This is a genomic window from Pseudomonas sp. MWU16-30323 (assembly GCF_020515595.1).
GTDB lineage: Bacteria > Pseudomonadota > Gammaproteobacteria > Pseudomonadales > Pseudomonadaceae > Aquipseudomonas > Aquipseudomonas yamanorum.
In genome coordinates, this window is the sequence record NZ_JAIWYM010000016.1 from 16,839 (window position 1) to 43,353 (window position 26,515).

Below are 26,515 nucleotides of genomic sequence, written 5' to 3' on the forward strand. Positions count from 1 at the left end.
CTCGGTCTGGCAGTAACACCGCAGCGATGCTATCGCAGGCAAGCCAGCTCCCACAGTGACCGTGTTCCAACCGTATTACCGCAACACCCATAACTTGTGCCCTAACAACTACAACAAGGTATCGCTATGGAAGTCGCCGCTTCGGCGGGTGCGTTGTCGCCCGCGAAAAACAACCTGTGGATCATTGTTTTCATCTTCTGCTTCCTCGGCCTGCTGATCGACGGTGCCGACTTGATGCTGCTGTCCTACAGCCTCAGCAGCCTCAAGGCCGAGTTCGGCCTGACCAGCGTCGAAGCCGGCAGCCTGGGCAGTTTCACCCTGGCCGGGATGGCCATCGGCGGGATTTACGGGGGGTGGGCCTGTGACCGTTTTGGCCGGGTGAAGACCGTGGTCTGGAGCATCGTGCTGTTCTCCGCCGGCACGGCGATCCTGGGCATGACCCACAGCTATTGGCAGTTTGCGAGCACGCGTTTCTTCGCCTCCCTCGGGTTGGGCGCACTGTATGTGGCGTGCAATACGCTGATGGCCGAGTACGTGCCGACCCGCTATCGCACCACCGTGCTCGGCACCCTGCAGGCCGGCTGGTCGGTGGGCTACATCGTCGCCACCTTGCTCGCCGGCTGGATCCTGCCGAACCACGGCTGGCGCTGGTTGTTCTATGTGGCAATCATCCCGGTGATCCTCGCCGTGCTGATGCAGCGCCTGGTGCCGGAGCCCCAAGCCTGGATCAAGGCCCAGGCCGAACGCGCCCGGGAAAAGGCCGAAGGCATCAAGCGCATCTCGGCGAAGAAACCCGACGGCATGTTCAAACTGATCTTCAGCGACCCGAAAGCCAGCCGCATGTTTATCCTCTGGGCGCTGACCGCAGGCTTCCTGCAGTTTGGCTACTACGGCGTCAATAACTGGATGCCGTCGTACCTGGAAGGCGAGCTGGGGATGAACTTCAAGTCCATGACCAGCTACATGGTCGGTACCTACGCGGCGATGATTTTCGGCAAGATCCTCGCCGGGCTCGCGGCAGACCGCCTGGGCCGACGCCTGGTGTTCGCCGTTGGCGCGCTGGGCACAGCGATTTTCCTGCCGGTGATCGTGCTGTTCCAGAGCCCGGATAACATCCTGTGGATGCTGATTGTGTTCGGTTTCCTGTACGGCATTCCCTACGGCGTGAATGCGACCTACATGACCGAAAGTTTCGAGGCGAAATTTCGCGGCTCGGCAGTGGGCGGGGCCTACAACATTGGCCGAATTGGCGCAGCGGTGGCACCCGCAGCCATTGGCTTCCTGGCGTCCCATGGCTCGATCGGCGTCGGATTCCTGGTGATGGGTGGCGCGTACTTTATCTGCGGGGTGATCCCGGCGCTGTTTATCCGCGACAAGCAGTTTGACCCGCAAAAACAATAAGCCCCACGCCGGGGCCCGTGGCGACGCGGTCCCGGCTATAAGACGTGCGGCAGTTATACCCTGGGGCAAACCGGGCTAGACTATACGTCAGTCCTACGGAACTGAAGGAACAGTACGACGCTCTCACCCAGCCTGTAAGACAGTTTTGTGCTTAGGGGCTCATACACTTATGAAAACACCGACCCAGACCAACGCAATTGACTTCGACAGTGCCAAATTGCAACGCCTGGGCTTTGGTCAGCCGTCCCTTCTTACACGACGCCCCGCCACGGTTGAGCAACTTCGCCAGCAACTGGGCATGCAATTGCAAACCAGCCTGGAGCCGGAGCACATCCTTGCGCTGTTCTTCCGCGAGATCCAACGCCTGGTGCCGCTGGACGCCCTGCAATACCGTCACGAAGCCAGCGACCTGCGCCTGGAGTACGGCCACCGCGGCCATCATTCGGTGAGCTACGCCCTCAGCCACGAAGGCGAGCACCTCGGCGAACTGGTGTTTCGGCGCAACCAACACTTCATGGAAGACGAGTTGGCCAACCTGGAATCACTGCTGGCCACCCTGCTCTACCCGATGCGCAACGCCCTGCTCTACCGGGCGGCGACCCGCAGCGCCCTGCGCGATCCGCTGACGGAAACCGGTAACCGCATCGCCATGGACCAGACCCTGCAGCGGGAAATCGACATGGCCCGCCGACACCTGCAGCCGCTGTCCTTGCTGATGCTGGACATCGACCACTTCAAACACATCAACGACACCCACGGCCATGCCACGGGCGACAAGGTGCTCAAGGCCGTTGCTGCCTCGATCAAGAGCCAGTTGCGCAATGTGGACATGGTGTTTCGGTTTGGCGGGGAAGAGTTTCTGATCCTGCTGTCCAACACCGGCCGGGATGCGGCGTCGATGGTCGGTGAGCGCCTGCGCCATGCGGCACAGGCTCAGGATTACTGGGCGGACGATGAACGTATCGAATTGACCGTGAGCCTGGGTTGCTCGACCTTGCTGGCCGGAGAGTCCGCCGAGAGCGTATTGCGCCGGGCGGACAACGCCTTGTATGTGGCCAAGCGCGAAGGCCGCAACCGCCTGGCAATGGCGGGGTAACCGCTTTACTTCACAGCGGCCCCGCCATCACAGGGTTCAGGCTTCGCTGGCAACCAGGGTGGGTTGTTTACGGGGGGTGGCCGCCGACTTTTCCAACTGCATGCAGCGTTCCAGGAACAGGTACATGTAGTCGTAGCTCTTGCACACCGCCTGACGCAGCTCTACCTGCAGTTCCTTGGTCGGGTTCATGCCGGCCAGGGTGCAGATGATTTCCAGCGCCTCCCAAGGGTGCGCATCATCGTACTGGGCGTGCATCTTCAGCCACTTCATGGCGCGCTTGCGGTCTTCCTCAGGGAAAGCCGCGGCATAGACGCCGGTGGAACACACCACGGCGGACCACTCCCCAGTGGCCCCCTCGATGGCGTAGTTGGTGGCGGCAATCGCGACAATCAGCGAATCGGCCGAGCTGGTGTGCCAGCACCAATGGCTGAGGGCATGCAGCTCCGGCGGCACTTCCTGTGCCTGCAATTCCTCCAGGCTGACGCCATGGGCACGGGCCCAATGCACCCAATAATCGGCGTGGTTGAGTTCCACGCGAATATTGCGCATCAGCCAGCGGCGCGCCATGTCCTCCCCAGGATGGCGGGCAAATTTGGTCTTGGTGAGGTTCTGCGCCATGTACAACGCAAACTGTTCAACCACTGGCCAGCCACCAATCAGGTAGTGACGCATGGTCTTGGCGCTGAGCTTGTTATCGCGCATGCGCTGGTACAGTTCGTGCTCGACAACGCGGCGCTTGCTCTCGCTACAGGCCTGGATCAGCTGTTGTGCCCAGGCGGGGTAACTGGAGGCTTCCATAAGCGGGCCGGTTCTGTTGAATGTGTCGATCACTGTCGGGCTCCTTTTGATTTGTGATATGTACAGACCAGCAAATGTTTCATCGGAACGTGCCAGGCGCCTTGAATAACAGAGGCTGCGGTCGCACAGGTCGACACTGCAAACTATCAAAGGTAAACAACTGCGGTCGCTCGATCAGGTATCCCTGAGCATAGTCGACCCCGATCTCAAGCAAGGCTTGTTCGATCTGGGGTGTCTCGACAAATTCGGCAATTGTGCGCTTACCCATGACATGACCGATATGATTGATCACTTCGACCATAGCGCGGTTAATCGGGTCGTCCAGCATATCCTTTACGAAACTTCCATCGATCTTCAAGAAGTCTACAGGTAAATGTTTAAGATATGCGAACGAGGACATCCCGGCGCAGAAGTCATCGAGGGAGAAATAGCACCCTAACTCTTTGAGCTCGTTGATAAAACGAATTGCACTACCCAAATTCGCGATAGCGCTGGTTTCTGTAATTTCAAAACAAATCATTTCTGGCGGAATGCCATAGGCGCTGAATTGCTCACGCAGGAAGCCGAGAAAGTCCTCGTCGCCGATGGTAATGCCTGACAGATTGATCGCACACATGGCCATGGGCCGGCCCGGGCGCTCACGCATGCAGCCCGCGACGATCTTGAATACGTTCTCCACCACCCAGCGGTCCAGGGAGGTCATCAACCCGTAACGCTCGGCCGCCGGGATAAAACTGTCCGGCAGGATGATCCGCCCCGCCTCGTCATGCAGGCGCAGCAGGATTTCGATATGCCCGTCGCCCTGCTCGGTATGCCCGAGGGGCGCGATTTCCTGGGCGTACAGGCAAAAGCGGTTCTCTTCCAGGGCCATATGCAAGCGCTGCACCCAGGCCATCTCGCCAAAGCGCAGGGACAATTCCGAGTCATCGGCGTGATACACCTGCACCCGGTTGCGGCCCTTTTCCTTGGCCATGTAGCACGCCATGTCGGCGGCCCGCAGCGAGGTTTCAAGGGTGGTGGGGGCTTGCGTGATGTGCACCAGGCCGATACTCACGGTGGTGACAAACGGCCTGCCCTTCCACACAAAATGCAGGCTCTGCACGGTATGGCGCAGGCTCTCGGCGATTTTTTCCGCCACCGGCGCCGGGCAATTCTCCAACAGGATACCGAACTCATCGCCCCCCAGACGGGCCAGGGTGTCGCCTTCGCGCAGGTCCGATTGCAGCAGCGCGCAGATATGCCGCAGCAGCTCGTCCCCCGCGGCATGCCCACAGGTGTCGTTAACCAGCTTGAACTGGTCCAGGTCGAGAAACATCAAGGCATGGCGCCCGCTTTGCTGGCGCCCGACGTTGTGCAGCACCTGCTCCAGGCGGAACTCAAACTCGCGCCGGTTGGCCAGGCCGGTCAAGGCGTCGTGGGTCGCCTGCCAGGACAGGTTGGCGATGTACTGACGCTCCTGGGTCATGTCGTGCAGCACCAGTACCGCGCCGACGACTTTGCCGGCATTGCGGATCGGCGCCCCCACCAGGGTGACGGACACGGTGGTGCCGTCCACGCGCTGGATCAGCTTGGAATGCTCGCTGCCCCCACCAAGCTGGCCGCTCAATATGCGCTCGATCAAGGTAAAACCGTCGGCCTGGGCATTTTCATCCAGCAGGTTGAACAGCGCTGCCAGCGGCAACCCCTGGGCCTGGGCACCTTTCCAGTGGGTCAGGGCTTCGGCGGCCGGGTTCATATAGGCAATGGCACCTTCGACATCAGTGGTGATCACCCCGTCGCCAATCGACTCCAGGGTAATCTGCGCCCGCTCCTTCTCTAACTGAAGCGCGTCGGCAAACGCGTGACGCTGGGCCAGCAGCTTGTGGGTGCGCAACAGCGCCAGCACGATCAAGCCCAGCGCCGTGGCCAGGTTGGTCACCAGCAGCAGGCGCAGAATCACCCTAGAGCCTTCGCCCAGCGCATCGCTGAAGGCTTTGGCGGCTGGCGTTACCCCGTCGTTGATGGCGAAAATCCGCTCCTTCCAGCTGCGCACGTCGCTGCTGCTGACCTGATTGACAAGGATCGCCCGGTGCATCTCCTGGGCCAGGTCGTCCAGTTGCACCAGGTAGGCATCGCCCACGGTCCACAGCTCGATGGCTTTTTCCAGATAACTGAAATGGCGAAAGTTGAGGTACAGCCAGATCAGGCTGGAAACGTCGTCGCGGTGGTTGCCGCCCTTGAGGATACCCGCGCGCGCGGCGGTCAGGTCCGGGGTCGGGCGGTCGAGGGCCACCCGCAGTTCATGCCCGCCCTGAGGCACGGCAATCGCGTTCTGGTATTTGAGGAAGGTGGCTTCGTCGCGGTTGTCGGCGTACAGCGTCAGGTAGAAGATCGCGTCTTTCTGGCCCTTGGACCACAGGCTCTCGCCCGCCACATAACCGCGCACCGCCGAGAGCACGTAGAGACTGACGCAGCCTAACAATGCCTGGAACAGTACGACGGCGATAAAAGGCCACACAATGCCCAATAACCGAGGGGTTCCGAGAGTCTGCTTTTGCTTCATGAGGTCCCTTGCACATGCACAACTAAAATACGCACGCGAGTGAAAACCGCTCCTGATAGCTCAGCGTAGGCTAAATCACCGCACTTGTTGCAAGTGTCCGTAAAGTTTGGCGTACAGGCCACCGTCAGCAATCAACTGCTGATGGTCGCCATCTTCGGCAATATGCCCACCATCAAACACCAATACCCGATCCGCCTGTTTCACCGCCGACAGCCTGTGGGCGATGATCAAGGTGGTACGGCCACTGAGAAACCGCGCCAGCGCCTGGTGCAGGTTGTATTCGGTTGCCGCATCCAGGGCCGAGGTGGCTTCGTCGAGTATTACCACTTTTGGCTCCGCCAGCACCATCCGTGCAATGGCCAGGCGCTGCCGCTGCCCGCCGGAGAAGCGTACGCCGGAGCGCCCGACCACACTGTCCAGGCCTAACGGCAGCGCCCTGACAGTCGCGTCCAGCTGGGCAATTTCCAACGCCTGCCAGCAGGCCTGGTCGCTGCGTTCACGGCCCATGGTCAGGTTGGCGCGCACCGTATCATTGAACAGCGCCGGATGCTGCAGCACCACGGAGACATTCTCGCGAATCGTCTCCAGCCCGATTTCCTGCTGGGTCAAGCCACCAAAACGGATGCTGCCCGCCTGCGGCGTATACAGCCCGAGCAACAGTTGCACCAGGGTACTTTTGCCGCCGCCACTGGCGCCGACAATCGCGACTTTTTCACCCGGGGCAATGTTCAGGTTCAACTGGTCGAGCACCAGCTCTTCGCCATAGCCGAAGTTCAGGCCGCGCACCTCGATGCCGACGGTCTCGCGCCCGGTAAACGGATCGGCACCGCCCGCGTACTGCGGTTCGTCGGCGCGGGCCAGCAGTTCGTTGATCCGCGTCAGCGCCCCGCCCGCCGCGTAGTAGGCGTATTGCAGGTTCAACAGCTGCTCCACCGGACTGATCATGAACCACAGGTAGCTGAACACCGCGAGCATCTGGCCGATAGACAGGTCGGAAAACAGCACCGTCAGCATCGCCGCCGCACGGAAGATGTCGATACCGAACTGGAAGAGCAAGCCACTGGCGCGGCTGGAGGCGTCGCTTTTCCACTGGGAATTGACGGCAAAGTCCCGTACTTCCTGGGCGCGCTGGCCCAGGCGCCCAAGGAAAAAGCCCTGGCGGTTGCCGGCACGCACTTCCTGGATCGCATCAAGGGTTTCGGTGAGGGCCTGGGTAAACCGCGAGGTGCTGTCGTTTTCCAGCTTCTTCAGGTGCTTGACCCGTTTGCCCAACTGCACGGTGGCGTAGATCACCAGCGGGTTGAACAGCAGGATCAACAGCGCCAGCTTCCAGTGCATCCACATCAGGATCCCGGACGTGCCCACCAGCGTGAGCATCGCCACCAGGAACCGGCTGAGGGTCTCGCCGACGAATTTGTCCACCGTGTCCAGGTCGGTGACCAGGTGCGTGGTCACCGTGCCGCTGCCCAGGCTTTCGTATTCGCTGAGGGAAATACGCTTGAGGCGCTCGATCAGCCGTACGCGAATCCGATAGACAATGTCCTTGGCCAGCCGCGCAAACAACCGCGCCTGCAATACGTTGAACACCAGGGCGCCGCAACGCAACAGCAAGGTCACCAGCAGCATCAGGCCGATATAGCCGGCGGCCTTCTGCCAACCCAGGGGCAACGCGTGATTCATCACTTTCAGTGCCGCATCGCCATGCCCCAGCAGCACTTCGTCCACCAGCAGCGGCAACAGCAACGGAATCGGCACGCTGCACAGGGTCGCCAGCACGGCGACGCCATTGGCGATCCACAGGGATTTCTTGTGATGCAGGGCCAGGCGGCGGACTTCCGCCCAGGTCAGCCGGTCGACGCGCTTTGGGGGTTCAATGGGATCGGGCTGATCATGCACAGGCAGCTCGCTCCAGCCAGCGACTCAGCAGCGGCGACAACTCGGACAGCGGCTGATAGCCGTTGGTCAGCAGCGCCAACTGCCCATTACGCTCCGCCAGCAAGGTCGGGAAACCGGCGATGCCCAAATCCTGAACCCAGGTGAAATCCGCCGCGGTGGCCGCGTGCTGATCGGCCCGGTCGAAGGCTTCGGCGAATTCGATACGCGGTACGCCGGCGGTTTCGGCCAATTCCACCAGCACGTCGGCGCGGGTTACGTCGCGCCCTTCGACGTAGAACGCCTGCTGGATCAGGCCCAGCAGTTTCCACGCGCAATCCGGCGCCAGGCTGCGGGCCGTGACCACGGCACGGCAAGCCGGCTCGGTGTCGTAGACAAAACCATCAGGCAATGCGCCTTCACGCTTGAACGGCTGGCCGGTGGCTTCGGTCACGGCCTGCCAATGCTCAAGTATGTAGCGTCGGGTAGTCGGCTCCAGGGCTGCGCCACTGCCGGTGCGCAGACCGCCCACCACCAGGTGCAGCTCCACGCCTGCGGCCTGGGCCTGCTCAACCAGCGCCTTGGCCACGGGAGCGAACCCCCAGCACCATGAACACATCGGATCCATTACATAGAGCAGGCGCGCGGACATGGCTCAGGCCTCGGAGGATGGGGATTGCTTGTAGTTGTAGCCAATCGGGTGCGGCATATTGCGGGCCTTGGCCAGTTCAATCTGCTTCTGCCGGTCGATCGCGCTGCGACGGGTCTTCTCTGAAAGCTTATCCCAGCAATGCGGGCAACTGATGCCGGCTACATAGTGTTCGGATGCACGGTCTTCGACACTGACGGGTGTGCGGCAGGCATGACATTGATCGTAGTCGCCTTCGCTCAGGTCGTGGCGCACGGTGACGCGATTGTCGAACACGAAGCAGTCGCCCTGCCACTTGGTTTCTTCCTGCGGCACCTCTTCGAGGTACTTCAGGATGCCGCCCTTGAGGTGGTACACCTCGTCGAAACCCTCGCTGAGCATATAGCTCGAGGCTTTTTCGCAACGAATGCCGCCGGTGCAGAACATGGCGACTTTCTTGTGCTTGGCCGGGTCGAAGTTGGCTTTGATGTAGTCGGGAAATTCGCGGAAGCTGGTGGTTTTCGGGTCAATCGCGCCTTCGAAGGTGCCGATGGACACTTCGTAGTCGTTGCGGGTATCGATCAGCAGTACTTCCGGGTCGCTGATCAGTGCATTCCAGTCCTGCGGGTTGACGTAGGTGCCGACTTTTTTGTTCGGGTCGACGCCTTCCACGCCCAGGGTCACGATCTCTTTCTTGAGCTTGACCTTGGTGCGGTAGAACGGCTGCTCGTCGCAGTACGACTCTTTGTGGTCGATGTCGTCCATGCGCGGGTCGTTCTTGAGCCAGGCCATCAAGCCATCAATGCCTTCGCGGCTACCGGAAACAGTGCCGTTGATGCCTTCTTCAGCGATCAGCAAGGTGCCCTTGATGCCGTTATCGACCATCGCCTGCAGCAGTGGCTCGCGCAGGGCGACGTAATCTTCGAGGGTGACGAACTTATACAGTGCCGCCACGACAATCGGTTGAGTCATGGGTGTTCTCTCCAGGTGGCTACCCTCGTAAAGGGTGAACCGGATGCAAAAAAAACGCGCCGACTAAGCGGCGCGTTGCGGATTCTAACAAAAATGGCGACGATTATGGACCGCCTCTTTACTGTGGCGAGAGAGCTTGCTCCCGCTGGGCTGCGCAGCGGCCCCAACCAGGCAGTTGCAACCTTTCAGAAAGATCGCGGTGATTGGCAGAAGGGCTGCTGCGCAACCCAGCGGGAGCAAGCTCCCTCGCCACATCAAGCTGATGTGCCACAGTGTCAGTGTCCGCCGGCGCAGGTCGGCGAGGCCGGGGCTGCGTCGATTTTCGCCCATTCTTCAGGCGTATAGGTATGCAGCGCCAACGCATGGAATTCGCTCATCAGGTCACCCAACGTGGCATAGACCTTCTGGTGGCGCTTGACGCGGTTGAGCCCCTCGAACTGCTGGCTGACCAGCACGGCCTTGAAGTGGGTCTGCAACCCACGGCTGTGCATATGGCTTTCATCCAGTACGCTCAAGTGTTCCGGGCTCAGGGCGACGAGTGCCGATTCGATACGCTGTTGCATGGTCATTCCTGTTTACTTCTTCTTGGCCGGGGCCGGGGCTTTTGGCGTCAGCTCGTTGGTCATGTCTTCCAGCAGCTTGTTCACCACAGGTACCGCGCTTTCCAGCTTGGCCTGGGTCATCTGGGCCGATTGCTGGGTCAGCTGCGGCATTTTTTCCAGGACTTTCTTGCCCAGAGGCGACTGGTAGAACGCAACCAGGTCCTTGAGCTCGGATTCGCTGAAGTTACTGGTGTAGAGCTTGATCATGTCCGGCTTGAGCTTGTTCCAACCAATAGCCTGGTCCAGGGCGGTGTTGGCCTTGGCCTGGTAGGTGTCCAGGACGGTTTGCTTGGAAGCAGGCGCCTTGGTCTGCTCGAAACGCTGGGCGAACATTTGTTGCACTTGCATGTACACCGGGGTACCCAGCTTGTCGGCATGGGCCAGGGTAAGGAAGGCTTCGGCACTGGCGTTGTGGCTGGCGGTATCGGCAAAAACCTGGCCGCTGGCACATACCAGAGCAACCGCGGTACAGATGGCACGAAGACGAGTCATCGAGTTTCCTTTTCTAGCAGGCGAGGTAAGACCCCAAGGGCGCCCATTCTGCGCCTAAAAAACGCCGCGGCTCAACCCCACGCCTTATGGGGCCTGGTTTTGCGGGGCGGAATCCGATGAAAAGTCTTTTAAGGGAACCCCACCGGACGATCACAGCCTAAACTGCGCAAACGAACCTGAAGGAGTGTGCCCGATGAGCCGTATCGAAACCGACAGCCTGGGAGAAGTGCAAGTCCCGGATGACGCTTACTGGGGTGCGCAGACCCAACGCTCGCTGGTGAACTTCGCCATCGGCGACCAGCGCATGCCCCTGGCGGTGTTGCACGCCCTGGCCCTGATCAAGAAAGCTGCGGCCCGGGTCAACGACCGCAATGGCGACCTGCCCGCCGACATCGCCCGGCTGATCGAACAGGCCGCCGACGAAGTGCTCGCCGGCGAACACGACGACCAGTTCCCCCTGGTGGTATGGCAGACCGGCAGCGGCACCCAGAGCAACATGAACGCCAACGAAGTGATCGCCGGCCGCGCCAACGAGCTGGCGGGCAAGCCCCGTGGCGGCAAGAGCCCGGTTCACCCCAACGATCACGTGAACCGTTCCCAGAGTTCCAACGACTGCTTCCCCACCGCCATGAGCATCGCCGCCGTGCAGGCGGTCACCGAGAAGCTGTTGCCGGCGATCCGTGAACTGTCCGGCGGTTTGGCAGAGCTGTCGGCGCGCCACATGAAGCTGGTGAAAACCGGCCGCACCCACATGATGGACGCCACGCCGATCACCTTCGGCCAGGAAGTTTCAGCCTTTATAGCGCAACTGGATTACGCCGAACGCGCCATCCGCAGCGCCCTGCCCGCCGTGTGTGAGCTGGCCCAGGGTGGCACTGCCGTCGGCACCGGGCTCAATTCACCTCACGGTTTTGGCGAGGCGATTGCCTCGGAATTGGCGGCGCTGTCGGGCCTGCCGTTTGTCACCGCGCCGAACAAATTCGCCGCGTTGTCCGGCCATGAGCCGTTGACCACCTTGCACGGCGCACTCAAAACCCTGGCCGTGGCCCTGATGAAAATCGCCAACGACCTGCGGCTGCTGGGCTCCGGCCCGCGTGCCGGGCTCGCGGAAGTGAAGTTGCCGGCGAATGAACCGGGCAGCTCGATCATGCCCGGCAAGGTCAACCCGACCCAGTGCGAAGCGCTCTCGATGCTGGCCTGCCAGGTGCTGGGCAACGACGTGACCATCGGTTTCGCCGCCAGCCAGGGCCATTTGCAGTTGAACGTGTACAAGCCGGTGATCATCCACAACCTGCTGGAGTCGATCCGCCTGCTGGCTGACGGCTGCAGCAACTTCCAGGAGCACTGCATCGCCGGCCTTGAACCCGACGCCGAGCAAATGGCCGCGCACCTTGAACGTGGCCTGATGCTGGTGACTGCGCTGAACCCGCACATTGGCTACGACAAGTCCGCCGAGATTGCCAAGAAGGCCTATGCCGAAGGGCTGACCCTACGGGAAGCGGCGCTCAAGCTGGGCTATCTCACGGATGAAGAGTTCGACCAGTGGGTGCGTCCGGAAAACATGCTGGAAGCCGGTCATTAAGACGCCAATCGTGCACGCCGGGCCCTGAGCCCGGCGAACAACGACGGGGCCAACGCCACGGTTGCGGACCCCAATACCACCAGCACGGCCCCGCCGTAGCCGAGGGCGTTGATGTCTTCGGCGTGCACATAGTCGGGCCACATCCACGCGGCCACAGCCACCGCGACGAAGGTCACCAATGGCGTCAGCGCCAGGGTGGCACTGACGCGCGAGGCTTCCCAGTGGGCCAGGGCTTCGGCGAATGCGCCGTAGGCAATCAGCGTATTGAAGCAGCAGGCCAGCAGCAACCAGCCTTGCAGCGGGCTCAGTTGCAGCGCTTCCATCGGGTGCGCCCAGGGTGTCAGCAAGAGCGCGCAACACAGGTAGATCACCATCATCACCTGCAACGAATTCCACACGGTCAACAACTGCTTCTGGCCCAGGGCGTAGAAAGTCCAGATGGTGGTGGCCAGGAGGATCGTCAGTACGCCGGCGGTGTAAGCGCCCAGGGAGGTCAGCAGTTCGGTCAGGCGTTGGTTGAAGAACAGGCCGAAGCCGGTGATCAGCACCAACAGGCCCACGCCCTGGCCGAGGCTGAAGCGTTCCTTGAACACGAAGACACTGGCGATCATCAGGAAGATCGGGCCCACCTGCACCACCAATTGCGCGGTGCCGGGGCTGAGCAGTTTCAGACCCACGAGGTAGAGCACGTAGTTGCCCATCAGGCCGCACACGGCGATTGCTACCAGCCAGCCACCTTTTGGTCCGAGGGAACGCCAGCTGGGCAGGCGCCTGACTGCCGCGAGGTAGGCGAACAGGCAACTGCCGGAGACGACCAGGCGAAACCAGGTGACGGTGACGGGGTCCATCACCTGCAAGACCTGTTTGAGTTTGATCGGCAGGATGCCCCAGAGCAGCGCGGTCAGCAGGGCCAGGGATAAACCGTAGACCCAACGGCCTGATGAGATATGCATGAATGCCCCGAATGCCTGAGGTGGAGGAGGTGCATTCTAGGGGGACGCGGGGGGTGGGTGTATATCCGTTTTTTGGGTGATGGCTGATATGGGTTCCGCTCTTACAGCGGCTCACTTTTGAAAAGCGCAAAAGTAAGCAAAACGCTCTTGCCCCACCACTCGGCACCTCGCCTAGGCTCGGTGTGCCCACTCCGGCCAGCGTGGTTTAACGGGGCGCCTAAGATCAAGATCAAAAGCACAGCGTCCTACCGGCCGGCTTGAGTGTGGTGAAGCAACAGCCAAATCAAAAGCTAAAGCGGGCACGGTCCAAATGTGGGAGCTGGCTTGCCTGCGATGGCATCAACTGGGTGTACCTGATGCACCGAGGTGTCTGCATCGCAGGCAAGCCAGCTCCCACAGAAAAGCAGCTTTGTTTTCTCTCTGGTCTTTGCTTTTGCTGTTAACACTCAAGCCGGCCGGGAGGCCGCTGTGCTTTTGCTTTTGATCTTGATCTGACTGCCCCATTCAGCCCGAGGCCGAACGCAGGCAGTGCGGAGCGGGTAAACCGGCAGGACGCCGGTTTAGCCGCGCTGGGCCATGGATGGCCCATCGCGGCGGCCCGCTTCGCGGTGCCGGAGTGAGGAAACACCGAGCCCCAGCGAGGTGCCGACAGGCGGGGCAGAGCGTTTTGGTTACTTTGCCGCTTTTGCAAAGTGACTCGCTGTAAGAGCGAAACCATAGGCGGCCGTTACCTAAATAACGGATATGCCCCCCAACCTACCGCACCGCCTCAAACAACCCGGTAGCCCCCATCCCACCCCCAACGCACATAGTGACAATCCCGTAACGCAACTTGCGCCGCTGCAACTCACGCACCAGATGCCCCACCTGCCGCGACCCCGTCATCCCAAACGGATGCCCGATGGAAATCGACCCACCGTTGACGTTGTACTTGGCGTTATCAATTTCCAGCCGATTACGCGCATACAGACACTGCGACGCAAACGCCTCATTCAGCTCCCACAAATCAATATCCGCCACCGCCAGCCCGCGAGCCTTGAGCAACTTGGGCACCGAAAACACCGGCCCAATCCCCATCTCATCCGGCTCACACCCCGCCACGGTAAACCCACGGAAAAACGCCTTCGGCTTCAGCCCCAATTCCAAGGCCTTCTCCAGGCTCATCACCAGTGTCATGGAAGCCCCATCAGACAACTGCGACGAATTCCCCGCCGTCACCGACCCATCCTCGGCAAACACCGGCTTCAACCCCGCAAGACTGGCCAAGGTGGTATCCGGACGATTGCAATCATCCCGATCAACCACCCCGTCCAACACCTGCACCACGCCGGTGTTCTTGTCCTCGACCTTGTACTTCACCGCCATCGGCACGATTTCATCATCAAACAACCCGTCAGCCTGGGCCTGAGCCGTACGCTGCTGGCTTTGCAGCGCATACAGATCCTGCTCTTCACGACTCACGTGATACCGCCGCGCAACGATTTCCGCGGTCTGCCCCATAGGGAAATAGATACCCGGCACCTGCTCCTTGAGCAACGGATTGATCAGGTTATCGGTGTTCACGCTTTTCATGGTCAAGCTGATGGACTCAACCCCGCCGGCCACGATGATGTCGCTGCAACCGGACGCAATCTGGTTGGCCGCAATGGCGATCGCCTGCAACCCCGAGGAACAGAAACGGTTAAGGGTCATGCCCGCCGTGCCGGTGCCCAGTTGCGACAACACCGCCACATTGCGGCCGATGTTGTAGCCCTGGGCACCCTCGTTGGAGCCCGCACCGACGATGCAATCCTCGACCGTGGCCGGGTCGATGCCGTTGCGGGTCAGCAGCGCGTTGACGCAATGGGCAGCCATGTCATCGGGACGGGTCTGGTTGAACTTGCCGCGAAAGGACTTGGCCAGGCCGGTTCGCACGCTGTCGACGATCACTACTTCACGCATGGGCTACCTCTATTGTCGGGGGTTGTTGAGAGATGGATCGAGCATAGATCCCGCCCTCTTCAACCGCGACAATCATTCACCCCGCGTATGCAAAAGCATGGCGCTACTTCTTCTTGTCCTTCTTGTCGTGCTTGTCCGTCTTGTCGAACGCTTCTTCCAGCGCCCGGTTGATGGTGCGCAACACCTTCACCCGGGCCCAGCGCTTGTCATTGGCTTCCACCAGCGTCCACGGGGCAATCTCGGTGCTGGTGCGGTCTACCATGTCACCCACCGCCGCTCGGTAGTCGTCCCACTTGTCGCGGTTGCGCCAGTCATCCTCGGTGATCTTGAAGCGTTTGAACGGGATTTCCTCGCGGGCCTGGAACCGCTCCAGCTGCGTCTGCTTGTCGATCGCCAGCCAGAACTTGACCACGATCACCCCGGCGTCGCGCAGTTGCTCTTCGAAGTCGTTAATCTCGCCGTAGGCGCGCATCCAGTCCGTCGGCGTACAGAAGCCTTCGATGCGCTCCACCAGCACCCGACCGTACCAGGAGCGGTCGAACACGGTGAACATGCCCCGCGCCGGAATTTTCTGCCAGAAACGCCACAGGTAAGGCTGGGCGCGTTCGTCTTCGCTGGGCGCGGCAATCGGCACGATGTGGTACTGCCGGGGGTCGAGGGCGGCCGCCACACGGCGGATCGCGCCGCCCTTGCCCGCCGCGTCGTTGCCTTCAAATACCGTCACCAACGCGTGCTTGCGCATGCGCTTGTCGCGCATCAGCCCGGAGAACCGCGCCTGTTCGGTAATCAGTTGTTCTTCGTAATCGTCCTTTTCAAGACTCAGGCTCATGTCCAGGCTGTTCAGCAGGCTCATCTGGTCAACCGCCGACGGCAGCGGCGCCGGGTTCATGCCGCTGACTTTACCCTTGGGCACTTTCAAGGCGTTTTGCAGGCCCTCCAGCAGGATCTTGCCGACGGTCAGCCCACGGTAATGCGCATCGACGCCTTCGATCACAAACCACGGCGCATAGTCACGGCTGGTGCGGCGCAGGATCCGCTCACCGAAATGCACGAACTTGTCGTAGGTCTTTGATTGCTGCCAGTCCAGCGGGCTGATGCGCCAGCTGTGCAGTGGGTCGTCCTGCAAGGCCTTGAGCCGGGATTTCATTTGCTTCTTGGACAGGTGAAACCAGAACTTGAAGATCAGCGCACCTTCGTCACACAGCATCTTTTCCAGGCGCTCGGCACCGGCGATGGCCTGGTCGAGCCGCGCATCCTTGATCTCGCCATGGACGCGACTCTGCAGCATCTGGCTGTACCAGTTACCAAAGAAGATCCCCATGCGGCCTTTCGCCGGCAGCTGGCGCCAGTAGCGCCAGGCCGGCGGGCGAGCCAGTTCTTCGTCGGTCTGCTGGTCGAAGGTGCGCACTTCGATCAGGCGCGGGTCCATCCATTCATTCAGCAACTTGACGGTTTCACCCTTGCCGGCGCCTTCGATGCCATTGATCAGGATGATCACCGGGAAGCGCTTCTGCTGCTGCAGTTCGTACTGCACTTCCAGCAAGGCTTCGCGCAATGCGGGTACTTCGGCGTCGTAGGTGTCTTTGTCGATGGCGTGACCGATTTCGGCAGATTCGAACATGGGCGGCTCCGTTCCAGAATGAGGCAAGACTAGCGGATTGGACGGTGCAGCGCCGGAGGAAATTCCACACCCGGTTGTCATGGATCAATGACACCCCTGTTGATCAGCTAGAATGGCCGCCTTGTCTTTGCCTGCCGTATTTTATGAGCCGCCCATGAACCCCGTATCCCACGCCCAGCTCGACTGGGATGACCAAGGCCGCCCGCACTCGCGGGTGTTCGACGACGTGTACTTCTCCGACAAGTCGGGCCTTGAAGAAACCCGCTACGTGTTCCTCGAACAGAACCGTTTGCAGGAACGTTTTGCTGCGCTGCCCGTGGGTGGGCGGTTGGTGATTGGTGAGACCGGCTTTGGCACCGGGTTGAATTTCCTGTGCGCCTGGCAGTTGTTCGAGCAACACGCAGTGCCGGGCGCATGCCTGCATTTTGTCAGCGTGGAAAAGTACCCGCTGAGCCACGCCGACCTGCAACGCGCCCTCGCCCTCTGGCCGGAACTAGCACCGTTCGCCGAGCAACTGCTGGCGCAGTACATCGCGATCCATCAGGGCTTCCAGCGGCTGGTGCTGGATAACGGTCGCGTCACCCTGACCCTGTTGATCGGCGATGCCCTGGAGCAATTGCCGCAGCTGGACGCCCAGGTCGACGCCTGGTTCCTCGACGGCTTCGCCCCGGCCAAAAACCCGGACATGTGGACTGCCGAGCTGTTCGCCGAACTGGCACGGCTGGCGGCGCCGGGCTCGACCATCAGCACCTTCACCAGCACCGGCTGGGTGCGCCGGCTGATCAATGGGGCCGGGTTCAAGATGAAGCGCACCCCGGGCATCGGCCACAAGTGGGAAATCCTGCGAGGTGAGTTTCTCGGCTGGCCCGCTGAAACGCCTGCGCCTGCCGCGGCAAAACCCTGGTTTGCGCGCCCGCCTGCCGTCGCTGGTGAACGCCACGCGCTCGTCATCGGCGGTGGCCTGGCCGGTTGTGCCACGGCCGCCAGCCTGGCGGCACGGGGCTGGCGGGTCAGCTTGCTGGAACGCCATGCAGCGCTCGCACAGGAAGCCTCCGGCAACCCGCAAGGAGTGTTGTACCTCAAGCTTTCCGCCCACGGCACGGCACTGTCGCAGTTGATTCTCAGCGGTTTCGGCCACACGCGGCGCTTGCTGGAACACCTGCAACGTGGCGTGGATTGGGATGCCTGCGGCGTGCTGCAACTGGCCTTCAATGCCAAGGAGGCCGAGCGCCAGGCACAGCTGGCCAGCGCTTTTGCCCCGGACCTGTTGCACCTGCTGGATAAAGAGCAGGCCCAGGCGCGCGCCGGAATAACCCTGGAGCAAGGGGGCTTGTTCTTCCCCGAGGGCGGCTGGGTACACCCGCCCGCGCTGTGCCAGTGGCAAGCCAGGCATCCGCTGATCGAGGTGCTGCAGCACCATGACGCCCTTGAGCTCAAACAGGTCGACGGTGAGTGGCAGGCGCTGCAGGGCGATACGGTTCTGGCGCAGGCCAGTGTGGTGGTGCTGGCCGGTGCCGCCGAGATCAAGCGGTTTTCCTTCAGCGCTGACCTCCCCCTCAAACGCATCCGCGGGCAAATCACCCGGCTGCCGCAAACAGCGCAAAGCCAGGCGTTGGCCACGGTGGTGTGTGCCGAAGGTTACGTCGCCCCGCCACGCCTGGGCGAGCATACCCTCGGCGCCAGCTTTGACTTCAAGAGCGACGACCTTACGCCCACCGTGGCCGAGCACGTGGGCAACCTTGAGATGCTGCGGGAAATCTCCCTCGACCTGCTGCAACGCCTGGGCGCCGACAGCCTGGCACCCGAACAGCTCGAAGGCCGCGCCGCCTTCCGCTGCACCAGCCCGGACTACTTGCCGATCGTCGGGCCGCTGGCAGAACGCGCGGCGTTTGATCACACCTACGCCGCCCTCAGCAAAGACGCCCGACATATACCTGACGCGCCCTGCCCGTGGCTGCATGGCCTATATATCAACAGCGGCCATGGCTCACGGGGGCTGGTCACCGCGCCACTCTGCGCCGAGCTGCTGGCCGCCTGGCTCGACAATGAGCCGCTGCCGCTGCCACGCAGTGTCAGCGAAGCCTGTCACCCCAATCGCTTCGCGCTGCGGGCTCTGATTCGCGGCAACCCAGGCAAATCCTGAGCGCCAAGACGGGCAAACAGCCCGTCAAGGCTCATTGCCTTATAACGTATTGTTCTAAAAATCCCACAATTTAACCGGGTCAGTCTCTGGGTACCCGCCGTTTTGGCGGACTGCATTTCTAGCCCTCCCCCACGGAAAAACCGGTAAGGAATTTATGTGCGGATTAGCTGGAGTATTTCAAAGGTGCCAGACAAGGTGTTTCAGCGCCTTCTGAGGGCCCCAGAGATTCCCTCAAGGGAAAACCAACGGGAACAAAAAGCGGTACGAGATCCATCCCTTCCCCGGCTTCCCGCCGACCGAACACCCAACCAAAAACCCCTACAGCACGTCGCCTCAAATCGCACAGCCGTCAAACGCCGATTACTGCATGCTCATACAGCATTCGGAATCCCGCCCCATGAAAATCGACGAAGACAAGTGCGGGTGGCTTGGCATCTCCACGCCTCTCGAAATGCACAAATACCATGCACGGCTGCTGGAGAATGAGATCCAGGAGCTGAATGTGCAACTGCGCAAGGTCCAGGCGGACATTTTCGGCTTGGTCGAACTGCTGAAGCAAACTCAGGCAAAGAAAGACCCGCCTTTTATGTCGTTCGTCTTATTTAGGCGTTACATCAATGCCTTTTTCTTGGAGCTGTCGAGTCAGGTAAATTACGGCGGCTTTCAGCTGATACAGTTCCTCTCGATCCGACACCGACATGTAGCCATCCGGGTTTACGGTGACCGCATCCGGATTGGTCGACTGAACGTCTTGAGCGAGGTTTCCAGTTTCATTGCTGGCGATCTTCTGGCGCTTCTCGGTTACAACGCCATGGGCATCGGTCTCTTTCCAGACGACATAGCGGTCAGAGACGTAGACCTTGTTGGCCAGCACTCGCTTCATGCTCTTGGCATAATCCACTTCGCCGTGAACATCCTGTAAGCGACTGTCGGTAGCCGTCATCACGCGCCCAGCCTGGATATCACCAACAAAGTAGCCGGAGTAGTTGATCTTGCCGCCTACGGCATTTGCGTAGACGCCGTAGTTCGCATCATTGCGACCGTCAACCATTGCCCGGTAACCGGCGGCCTGCTTGCCATCAGTGGACGTGACGGTTGCGCTAATGCCGCGCACGTCGTCCGATCCAGCTACTGCATTACCGACGCTGACTGTCTGTGCGGTTACGGCTTCATGGCCGGTAGACACTTGGCTAGGTTCAACGCTGGAGGCGGAGGCAACCACGGGACCTGTACGCGGCCCACCACCTGAAACAACAACTGCCGATCCAGTGCCGAACACCCCGTTTGCCCGAACAAACGAGTTCGACACCTGAGAGGTATTGGTGGCATCTGTCAGAGAATCGATGGCCCTGGCGGCATTGCGCGCGGAAAAAGCTCTCAGCGCCGAGTCGCGCCCGCGAGAGTCGGCCAGGATTGAATAGCCCCAGTCGCCATCCTTTTTAAGTCCAGCCACTGACGCATTGTCTATGCCGGTGGCTCCCTTGGCATACCCAAGCACACCATACCCTGGGCCAGCATCATTCAGGCGCTCACCGTAAACGCCTGCGCCATCGGTAGACTCGTTCTTCCCGTAGACGCCATGACCGGAGCCGTTCAGAATCTTGTAACCGGTTACCCCGCTTCCAGAACCAGTGCCGCGCATCAGGCCGTAGACGCCTGATCCATTGCCGCTTTCCCAGCGAGTTCCGATTACACCATTGCCTGGTCCCGACTCACGACGGTTCCCAACGATGGCGTCGGCATTGGTAGATCTTGTTGTAGCGCCACCAATAGCGCCACCGCCGCCGCCGCCATCTCCAAGGTCGAGAGCGTGGAATCCGTATCCCGACGCAAGAGGGCCGCTTGTGCTGTGGTATGCAAACACCGCGTCAGAGACCGATTTCGTGTCCTTCACAACTCTCAAAGAGCTTGCCTGTTGCACGGAGTCATCGGTAATGATGTCTACGTGATGGGCAATGCTCTCTGGAAGCGTATCGGCGAATACTGGGTGGGAGGCGATACCGATCAGCAGCGCAACAGCCGTATTTTTCATTGAGACGTTCCCTAAAAAACCATGCTCAATCATACCTCAATACATCCAGTCCTGAGTCTTCAACCAGGTGTTTCACTGCGGCTTTAAGCTGGAAAAGCTGGGACCTGTCAGACACAGAAAAGGTAATGGGTGTCAGCCGTTGGGTTGCCCTCGGGGAGGTTGGCCGCGTCGAATACTCGTAGGCCAGCTCCTCCTCGGGCGAGTGCGGGATGGCGTAACCATCGAAGCGCAGGTAACCCGGCCAACTCGATCCCGCCGACCCGCGTGACCAAGCGCGAAATCGACCCATTCAGTTGCGAAGGAGCGGACGAACTGATGGGAAAGCGGTACGAAGTGACGAGCGGTCTGCAGGCTATTTACGCATGTTTTTTTGAGTTTTCTTTGTACACAGGAACGCGTCCAGATGAGGCGACGACCCTACGGTCGAGCGAGGTTGATACGCGCTCGCGGCGCGCCAAGGTGTGCCGTATCAGGCTGTACGGCAAGATGAAGGAGAGGACTAAAACGAAAGTCTAGTGAGAAGTTTTATTGAACGATCGGGCTTTGCAGGCACTCGAAAAACCAGACTACTTACGGCGGCGCGCTCTGATTACGTTTTCGCGCCGGACGGTTCGGGTGACAGATCAGAGCTATACATCCGATCCGAAACTGGAGCTAAGCGTTATTGGTTGTCAGCACTGCGCAATAGCGGAATGCGGTATCGCCGGATGGATGACACCAGGCACACCTACGCAACAATGTGCCTGATGTCCGGAATGAACCCCGCTTTCAACCTACGCCAAGTGGATCAGTTCCTAGAGTGATTTCGCGGAGCTTGAAAAGCTGGATTTACCGAAAGTCGGTACAAGATTGGTACACGAAATACGGTAGATACGCCTAGGTCCAGCAAATACAAGGCCCTATGCAATATGTGCGGATTAGCTGGAGAGTTACGTTTCGATCACCAACCTGCCGACCTGGCAGCGGTGGAACGAATCACCCATCACCTGGCGCCACGCGGTCCTGACGCGTGGGGCTTCCATGCCCAAGGGCCGATTGCCCTGGGCCATCGACGCCTGAAAATCATGGACCTGTCGGACGGCTCCGCCCAACCGATGGTCGACGCCCAACTGGGCCTGTCCCTGGCGTTCAACGGCGCGATCTATAACTTCCCGGAATTGCGTGAAGAGCTGGAAGCCCTGGGCTACGCCTTCTATTCCGGTGGCGACACCGAAGTGCTGCTCAAGGGCTACCACGCCTGGGGCGAAGCCTTCCTGCCCAAGCTCAACGGGATGTTCGCCTTCGCCATCTGGGAGCGCGATGCCCAGCGCCTGTTCATCGCCCGTGACCGCCTCGGCGTAAAACCGCTGTACCTATCGCGCACCGGCCAACGCCTGCGTTTTGCCTCGGCCCTGCCGGCACTGCTCAAGGGCGGCGATATCAACCCGATCCTCGATCCGGTGGCCCTCAATCACTACCTGAATTTCCACGCCGTGGTGCCTGCGCCGCGCACCCTGCTGGCGGGCATTGAAAAACTGCCGCCTGCGTCGTGGATGCGCATTGATGCCGATGGCAAGACTGAACAGAAAACCTGGTGGACCCTGCCCTACGGCCCTCACGCCGATGAAGCCAACCTGACCCTCGAAGACTGGACCGACCGTGTGCTCGACAGCACCCGCGAAGCCGTGGCGATTCGTCAGCGCGCGGCAGTGGACGTGGGTGTGCTGCTTTCCGGCGGTGTCGATTCCAGCATGCTGGTGGGCCTGTTGCGGGAAGTCGGCGTGCAGGACCTGTCGACCTTCTCCATCGGCTTTGAGGACGCGGGCGGCGAGCGCGGCGACGAGTTCCAGTATTCGGACTTGATCGCCAAGCATTACGGCACCCGGCACCATCAACTGCGCATCGCCGAAAGCGAAATCATCGAACAATTGCCCGCCGCGTTCCGCGCCATGAGCGAGCCGATGGTCAGCCATGACTGCATCGCCTTCTACCTGCTGTCCCGGGAAGTCGCCAAGCACTGCAAGGTGGTGCAGAGCGGCCAGGGCGCCGATGAACTGTTCGCCGGTTACCACTGGTACCCGCAAGTGGACGGCGCCAGCGACCCGTATGCCGCCTACCGCGATGCGTTCTTCGACCGCAGCTACGACGACTACGCCGCCACGGTCGCGCCGAAATGGCTGACCGCGAATGACGCCGCCGGTGACTTCGTGCGTGAGCATTTCGCTCAGCCCGGCGCCGATGCGGCGGTGGACAAGGCCCTGCGCCTGGACAGCACCGTGATGCTGGTGGATGACCCGGTCAAGCGCGTCGACAACATGACCATGGCCTGGGGCCTGGAAGCGCGCACGCCGTTTCTCGACTACCGCCTGGTGGAGCTGTCGGCCCGCGTGCCGGGCAAATTCAAACTGCCGGACGGCGGCAAGCAAGTGCTCAAGGAAGCCGCGCGCCGGGTGATCCCGAGCGAAGTCATCGACCGCAAGAAAGGCTATTTCCCGGTGCCCGGCCTCAAGCATTTGCAGGGCGATACCTTGAGCTGGGTGCGCGACCTGTTGCTGGACCCAAGCCAGGATCGCGGCCTGTTCAACCCGGCCATGCTCGACCGCCTGCTCACCGATCCCCAAGGCCAATTGACCCCGTTGCGCGGCTCCAAGCTGTGGCAACTGGCGGCGCTGAACCTGTGGCTCAGCGAACAAGGAATCTGATTCATGAAACCTCATGCCACGGCTTACAGCCAACGCTTGCTGCGGGGCCAGGCGCCCTCCTACGAGCGCCTGCAAGCCCGCTTAGCCGAAGACGGCAGCGCACTGGACCCTACGCCGATTGCCGTGCATTGCGGTTGGGGCCGGCTGCTGATCGGCCACACTTTTCCGGACCCGGCGAGCCTGGCCCTGGAGTTGCTCAACGAGCAGCCCGGCGAGCGGGATATCGCGCTGTATGTGGCGGCGCCACAGCAGATCCTCGGGATTGATCCCCAGCAGTTGTTTCTCGACCCGTCCGACACCTTGCGCCTGTGGTTCACCGACTATCGTCCCGCGACCCGGGTGTTTCGCGGGTTCCGGATTCGCCGGGTACAAAGCGAGGCGGACTGGCAGGCGGTGAACCAGCTGTACCAGGGGCGCGGCATGTTGCCGGTGGACCCGGCGCTGCTGACGCCACGTCATCAAGGCGGTCCGGTGTATTGGCTGGCCGAGGACGAAGACAGCGGCGCGGTGATCGGCAGCGTGATGGGCCTGAACCACCAGAAGGCCTTTCACGATCCGGAGAACGGCTGCAGCCTCTGGTGCCTGGCGGTGGACCCGCAATGCACCCGCCCCGGTGTGGGTGAAGTGCTGGTGCGCCACTTGATCGAACACTTCATGAGCCGTGGCCTGAGCTACCTTGACCTGTCGGTGCTGCACGACAACCGCCAGGCAAAAAGTCTTTACGCCAAGCTCGGCTTTCGCGCCCTGACCACCTTCGCCATCAAGCGCAAGAACGGGATCAACCAGCCGCTGTTCCTCGGGCCCGGCCCGCAGGCGGAGTTCAATCCCTATGCGCGGATCATTGTCGAGGAAGCCCATCGGCGCGGGATCGATGTGCAGGTGGACGATGCCGATGCCGGGCTGTTTACCCTGAGCCATGGTGGCCGCCGGGTGCGCTGCCGCGAGTCATTGAGCGACCTGACCAGCGCCATCAGCATGACCTTGTGCCAGGACAAGAGCCTGACCCACAAGGTGTTCAAGGCGGCCGGCTTGAACCTGCCAGCCCAGCAACTGGCCGGCAGTGCCGACGACAACCTGGAGTTTCTCGACGAACACCAGCGCATCGTGGTCAAGCCGCTGGACGGTGAACAAGGCCAGGGCGTGGCGGTGGATTTGCAGACCATTGAAGACGTGCAAAAAGCCATTGAAGCGGCCCGCCAGTTCGACTCGCGTGTGCTGCTGGAAAGCTTCCACGAAGGCCTCGACCTGCGAATCCTGGTGATCGGCTTTGAAGTGGTCGCCGCCGCCATTCGCCGCCCGGCGGAAGTCACCGGCGATGGCCAGCACTCCATCGGCGCGTTGATCGAGGCCCAGAGCCGCCGGCGCCAGGCCGCCACCGATGGCGAAAGCAAAATCCCCCTGGACCACGAAACCCAGCGCACCCTGCACGCTGCCGGGTACGACTACAGCAGCATCCTGCCCCGCGGCGAACGCCTGGCGGTGCGGCGTACCGCCAACCTGCACACCGGTGGTTGCCTGGAAGACGTCACCGCCATCCTCCACCCGACCCTGGTGGACGCGGCCGTGCGCGCCGCCCGGGCCCTGGACATTCCCATGGTGGGCCTGGACCTGATGGTGCCGGCCGCCGACCAACCGGACTACGTGTTTATCGAAGCCAACGAACGGGCCGGGCTGGCCAACCATGAACCGCAGCCGACGGCTGAAAAGTTCGTGGACCTGTTGTTCCCCCATAGCCAGCCGACGGCGTGAGAAAGGTGTTGCCTTGACTGGCGCTTTCGCGAGCAAGCCCGCTCCCACAGGGGAATGCATTCCAAATGTGGGAGCGGGCTTGCTCGCGAAGACGCCGGTACAGCCAACACAATCTGTGAGGCGCCCCTTTCATCGAAACCATCGATGCCCTCAACTCATCAGGAGTTTCCATGACCCGAACCATCCCCGAACCAGATCTCGCTTACCTGCAAAAGGTGCTGCTGGAAATGCTCGCCATTCCCAGCCCCACCGGGTTTACCGACACCATCGTGCGCTACGTTGCCGAGCGCCTTGAAGAGCTGGGCATTCCCTTTGAGATGACCCGGCGCGGCACCATCCGCGCCACCCTCAAGGGCCAGAAAAACAGCCCCGACCGCGCCGTTTCCGCGCACCTGGACACCATCGGCGCCGCCGTGCGGGCAATCAAGGACAACGGCCGCCTGACCCTGGCGCCCGTGGGCTGCTGGTCCAGCCGCTTTGCCGAAGGCAGCCGTGTCAGCCTGTTTACCGATAACGGCGTGATCCGTGGCAGCGTGTTGCCGTTGATGGCCTCCGGTCACGCGTTCAATACCGCCGTGGATGAAATGCCCATCAGCTGGGACCACATCGAACTGCGCCTGGACGCCTACTGCGCCACCCGCGCCGATTGTGATTCCCTGGGCATCAGCGTCGGCGATTTCGTCGCCTTCGACCCGCTGCCGGAGTTCACCGAGAGCGGGCATATCAGCGCCCGCCACCTGGACGATAAAGCCGGGGTTGCCGCACTGCTGGCGGCGCTCAAGGCGATTGTCGACAGCGGCCAACCGTTGCTGATCGACTGCCACCCGCTGTTCACCATCACCGAAGAAACCGGCAGTGGTGCAGCCGCGGCCTTGCCGTGGGATGTGAGTGAGTTCGTCGGCATCGACATTGCGCCGGTGGCCCACGAGCAGCACTCCAGCGAGCACGCGGTGAGTGTGGCGATGCAGGATTCCGGCGGGCCGTATGACTATCACCTGTCCCGCCACCTGCTGCGCCTGGCGGCGGAGAATGAGTTGCCGGTGCGCCGCGACCTGTTTCGCTACTACTTCAGCGACGCGCATTCGGCGGTGACCGCCGGCCACGACATTCGCACCGCGCTGCTGGCATTCGGTTGCGATGCTACCCATGGCTATGAGCGCACGCACATCGACAGCCTCGCCGCGCTGAGCCGCCTGCTGGGCGCCTACATCCTCAGCCCGCCGGTGTTCGCCAGCGATGCACAGCCGGCCAAAGGCTCCCTCGACCGGTTCAGTCACCAGATCGAACACGACACGCAAATGGAGAGTGATACCCGCGTGCCGTCGGTGGACAGCCTGGTGGGCCAAAAAACCTGAGACTGGCAACTCGGATCCCGGCGCAGTAGCATCGCCGGGATTCCTTAGCCGAGGC

General features: G+C 61.3%; 18 protein-coding genes. 7 read left to right on the forward strand and 11 right to left on the reverse strand.

The window, feature by feature from the left end:
- Positions 1–126: 126 nt before the first annotated feature.
- Together LIY45_RS18715 and LIY45_RS18720 are read left to right on the forward strand one after the other, a co-directional pair.
- Positions 127–1,401 (forward strand): MFS transporter, encoded by a 1,275-nt coding sequence (locus tag LIY45_RS18715; protein WP_226477198.1) that lies wholly within the window; start codon positions 127–129, stop codon positions 1,399–1,401.
- Positions 1,402–1,570: 169 nt separating this feature from the next.
- On the forward strand, positions 1,571–2,497 hold the full coding sequence (locus LIY45_RS18720) for a GGDEF domain-containing protein (RefSeq protein WP_226477199.1): 927 nt from the start codon (positions 1,571–1,573) through the stop codon (positions 2,495–2,497).
- A gap of 36 nt (positions 2,498–2,533) precedes the next feature.
- Here the strand turns inward: LIY45_RS18720 and LIY45_RS18725 are convergent, their stop codons facing one another.
- The 7 genes from LIY45_RS18725 to LIY45_RS18755 form a co-directional block, all read right to left on the reverse strand.
- Positions 2,534–3,328, reverse strand: a complete 795-nt coding sequence (locus tag LIY45_RS18725; protein WP_226477200.1) for an iron-containing redox enzyme family protein — start codon at positions 3,326–3,328, stop codon at positions 2,534–2,536.
- A gap of 46 nt (positions 3,329–3,374) precedes the next feature.
- Positions 3,375–5,837 (reverse strand): EAL domain-containing protein, encoded by a 2,463-nt coding sequence (locus tag LIY45_RS18730; RefSeq protein ID WP_226477201.1) that lies wholly within the window; start codon positions 5,835–5,837, stop codon positions 3,375–3,377.
- Positions 5,838–5,912: 75 nt separating this feature from the next.
- Positions 5,913–7,733, reverse strand: a complete 1,821-nt coding sequence (locus LIY45_RS18735; protein WP_226477202.1) for an ABC transporter ATP-binding protein — start codon at positions 7,731–7,733, stop codon at positions 5,913–5,915.
- Positions 7,726–8,361, reverse strand: coding sequence for a DsbA family protein (locus LIY45_RS18740; protein ID WP_026077813.1), 636 nt, complete (start codon positions 8,359–8,361; stop codon positions 7,726–7,728). The genes LIY45_RS18735 and LIY45_RS18740 overlap by 8 nt, the downstream gene beginning before the upstream one ends.
- 3 nt (positions 8,362–8,364) lie before the next feature.
- Positions 8,365–9,309: a rhodanese-related sulfurtransferase gene (locus LIY45_RS18745; protein WP_010176008.1), complete on the reverse strand. Its 945-nt coding sequence runs from the start codon at positions 9,307–9,309 to the stop codon at positions 8,365–8,367.
- A gap of 275 nt (positions 9,310–9,584) precedes the next feature.
- Complete coding sequence (locus tag LIY45_RS18750) at positions 9,585–9,878, reverse strand: BolA family protein (RefSeq protein WP_003216739.1); 294 nt, start codon at positions 9,876–9,878, stop codon at positions 9,585–9,587.
- Positions 9,879–9,884: 6 nt separating this feature from the next.
- On the reverse strand, positions 9,885–10,403 hold the full coding sequence (locus LIY45_RS18755; RefSeq protein WP_017476194.1) for a DUF2059 domain-containing protein: 519 nt from the start codon (positions 10,401–10,403) through the stop codon (positions 9,885–9,887).
- Positions 10,404–10,596: 193 nt separating this feature from the next.
- Here LIY45_RS18755 and LIY45_RS18760 point away from each other — a divergent pair, with 193 nt between their 5' ends.
- Positions 10,597–11,985, forward strand: coding sequence for a class II fumarate hydratase (locus LIY45_RS18760; protein WP_003216744.1), 1,389 nt, complete (start codon positions 10,597–10,599; stop codon positions 11,983–11,985).
- Here LIY45_RS18760 and LIY45_RS18765 read toward each other — a convergent pair.
- The 3 genes from LIY45_RS18765 to pap all read right to left on the reverse strand — a co-directional run bounded on the left by LIY45_RS18765 (position 11,982) and on the right by pap (position 16,500).
- The gene (locus LIY45_RS18765; protein ID WP_226477203.1) at positions 11,982–12,938 is read right to left on the reverse strand and encodes a DMT family transporter; all 957 of its coding nucleotides are present in this window, start codon (positions 12,936–12,938) and stop codon (positions 11,982–11,984) included. The two genes, LIY45_RS18760 and LIY45_RS18765, sit on opposite strands and share 4 nt — an antisense overlap.
- Positions 12,939–13,694: 756 nt before the next feature.
- Positions 13,695–14,879 (reverse strand): thiolase family protein, encoded by a 1,185-nt coding sequence (locus tag LIY45_RS18770; RefSeq protein ID WP_226477204.1) that lies wholly within the window; start codon positions 14,877–14,879, stop codon positions 13,695–13,697.
- A 103-nt stretch (positions 14,880–14,982) separates the two neighbouring features.
- Positions 14,983–16,500 carry a polyphosphate:AMP phosphotransferase gene (pap, locus tag LIY45_RS18775; protein WP_017480017.1) on the reverse strand — a complete coding sequence of 506 codons (1,518 nt, stop codon included), beginning with the start codon at positions 16,498–16,500 and terminating at the stop codon, positions 14,983–14,985.
- A 154-nt stretch (positions 16,501–16,654) separates the two neighbouring features.
- On the opposite strand from pap, the gene mnmC reads away from it, so the two are divergent.
- Complete coding sequence (mnmC, locus tag LIY45_RS18780; RefSeq protein WP_226477205.1) at positions 16,655–18,643, forward strand: bifunctional tRNA (5-methylaminomethyl-2-thiouridine)(34)-methyltransferase MnmD/FAD-dependent 5-carboxymethylaminomethyl-2-thiouridine(34) oxidoreductase MnmC; 1,989 nt, start codon at positions 16,655–16,657, stop codon at positions 18,641–18,643.
- A 598-nt stretch (positions 18,644–19,241) separates the two neighbouring features.
- Here the strand turns inward: mnmC and LIY45_RS18785 are convergent.
- Positions 19,242–20,708, reverse strand: a complete 1,467-nt coding sequence (locus tag LIY45_RS18785) for a hypothetical protein (protein ID WP_226477206.1) — start codon at positions 20,706–20,708, stop codon at positions 19,242–19,244.
- A gap of 875 nt (positions 20,709–21,583) precedes the next feature.
- Between LIY45_RS18785 and LIY45_RS18790 the strand changes: the two genes are divergently transcribed.
- The 3 genes from LIY45_RS18790 to LIY45_RS18800 all read left to right on the forward strand — a co-directional run bounded on the left by LIY45_RS18790 (position 21,584) and on the right by LIY45_RS18800 (position 26,460).
- Positions 21,584–23,356: an N-acetylglutaminylglutamine amidotransferase gene (locus tag LIY45_RS18790; protein WP_226477207.1), complete on the forward strand. Its 1,773-nt coding sequence runs from the start codon at positions 21,584–21,586 to the stop codon at positions 23,354–23,356.
- Between the two features lie 3 nt (positions 23,357–23,359).
- Positions 23,360–25,105, forward strand: a complete 1,746-nt coding sequence (ngg, locus tag LIY45_RS18795) for an N-acetylglutaminylglutamine synthetase (protein ID WP_226477208.1) — start codon at positions 23,360–23,362, stop codon at positions 25,103–25,105.
- A 170-nt stretch (positions 25,106–25,275) separates the two neighbouring features.
- Positions 25,276–26,460 carry an osmoprotectant NAGGN system M42 family peptidase gene (locus tag LIY45_RS18800; protein WP_003216760.1) on the forward strand — a complete coding sequence of 395 codons (1,185 nt, stop codon included), beginning with the start codon at positions 25,276–25,278 and terminating at the stop codon, positions 26,458–26,460.
- Positions 26,461–26,515 lie beyond the last annotated feature (55 nt).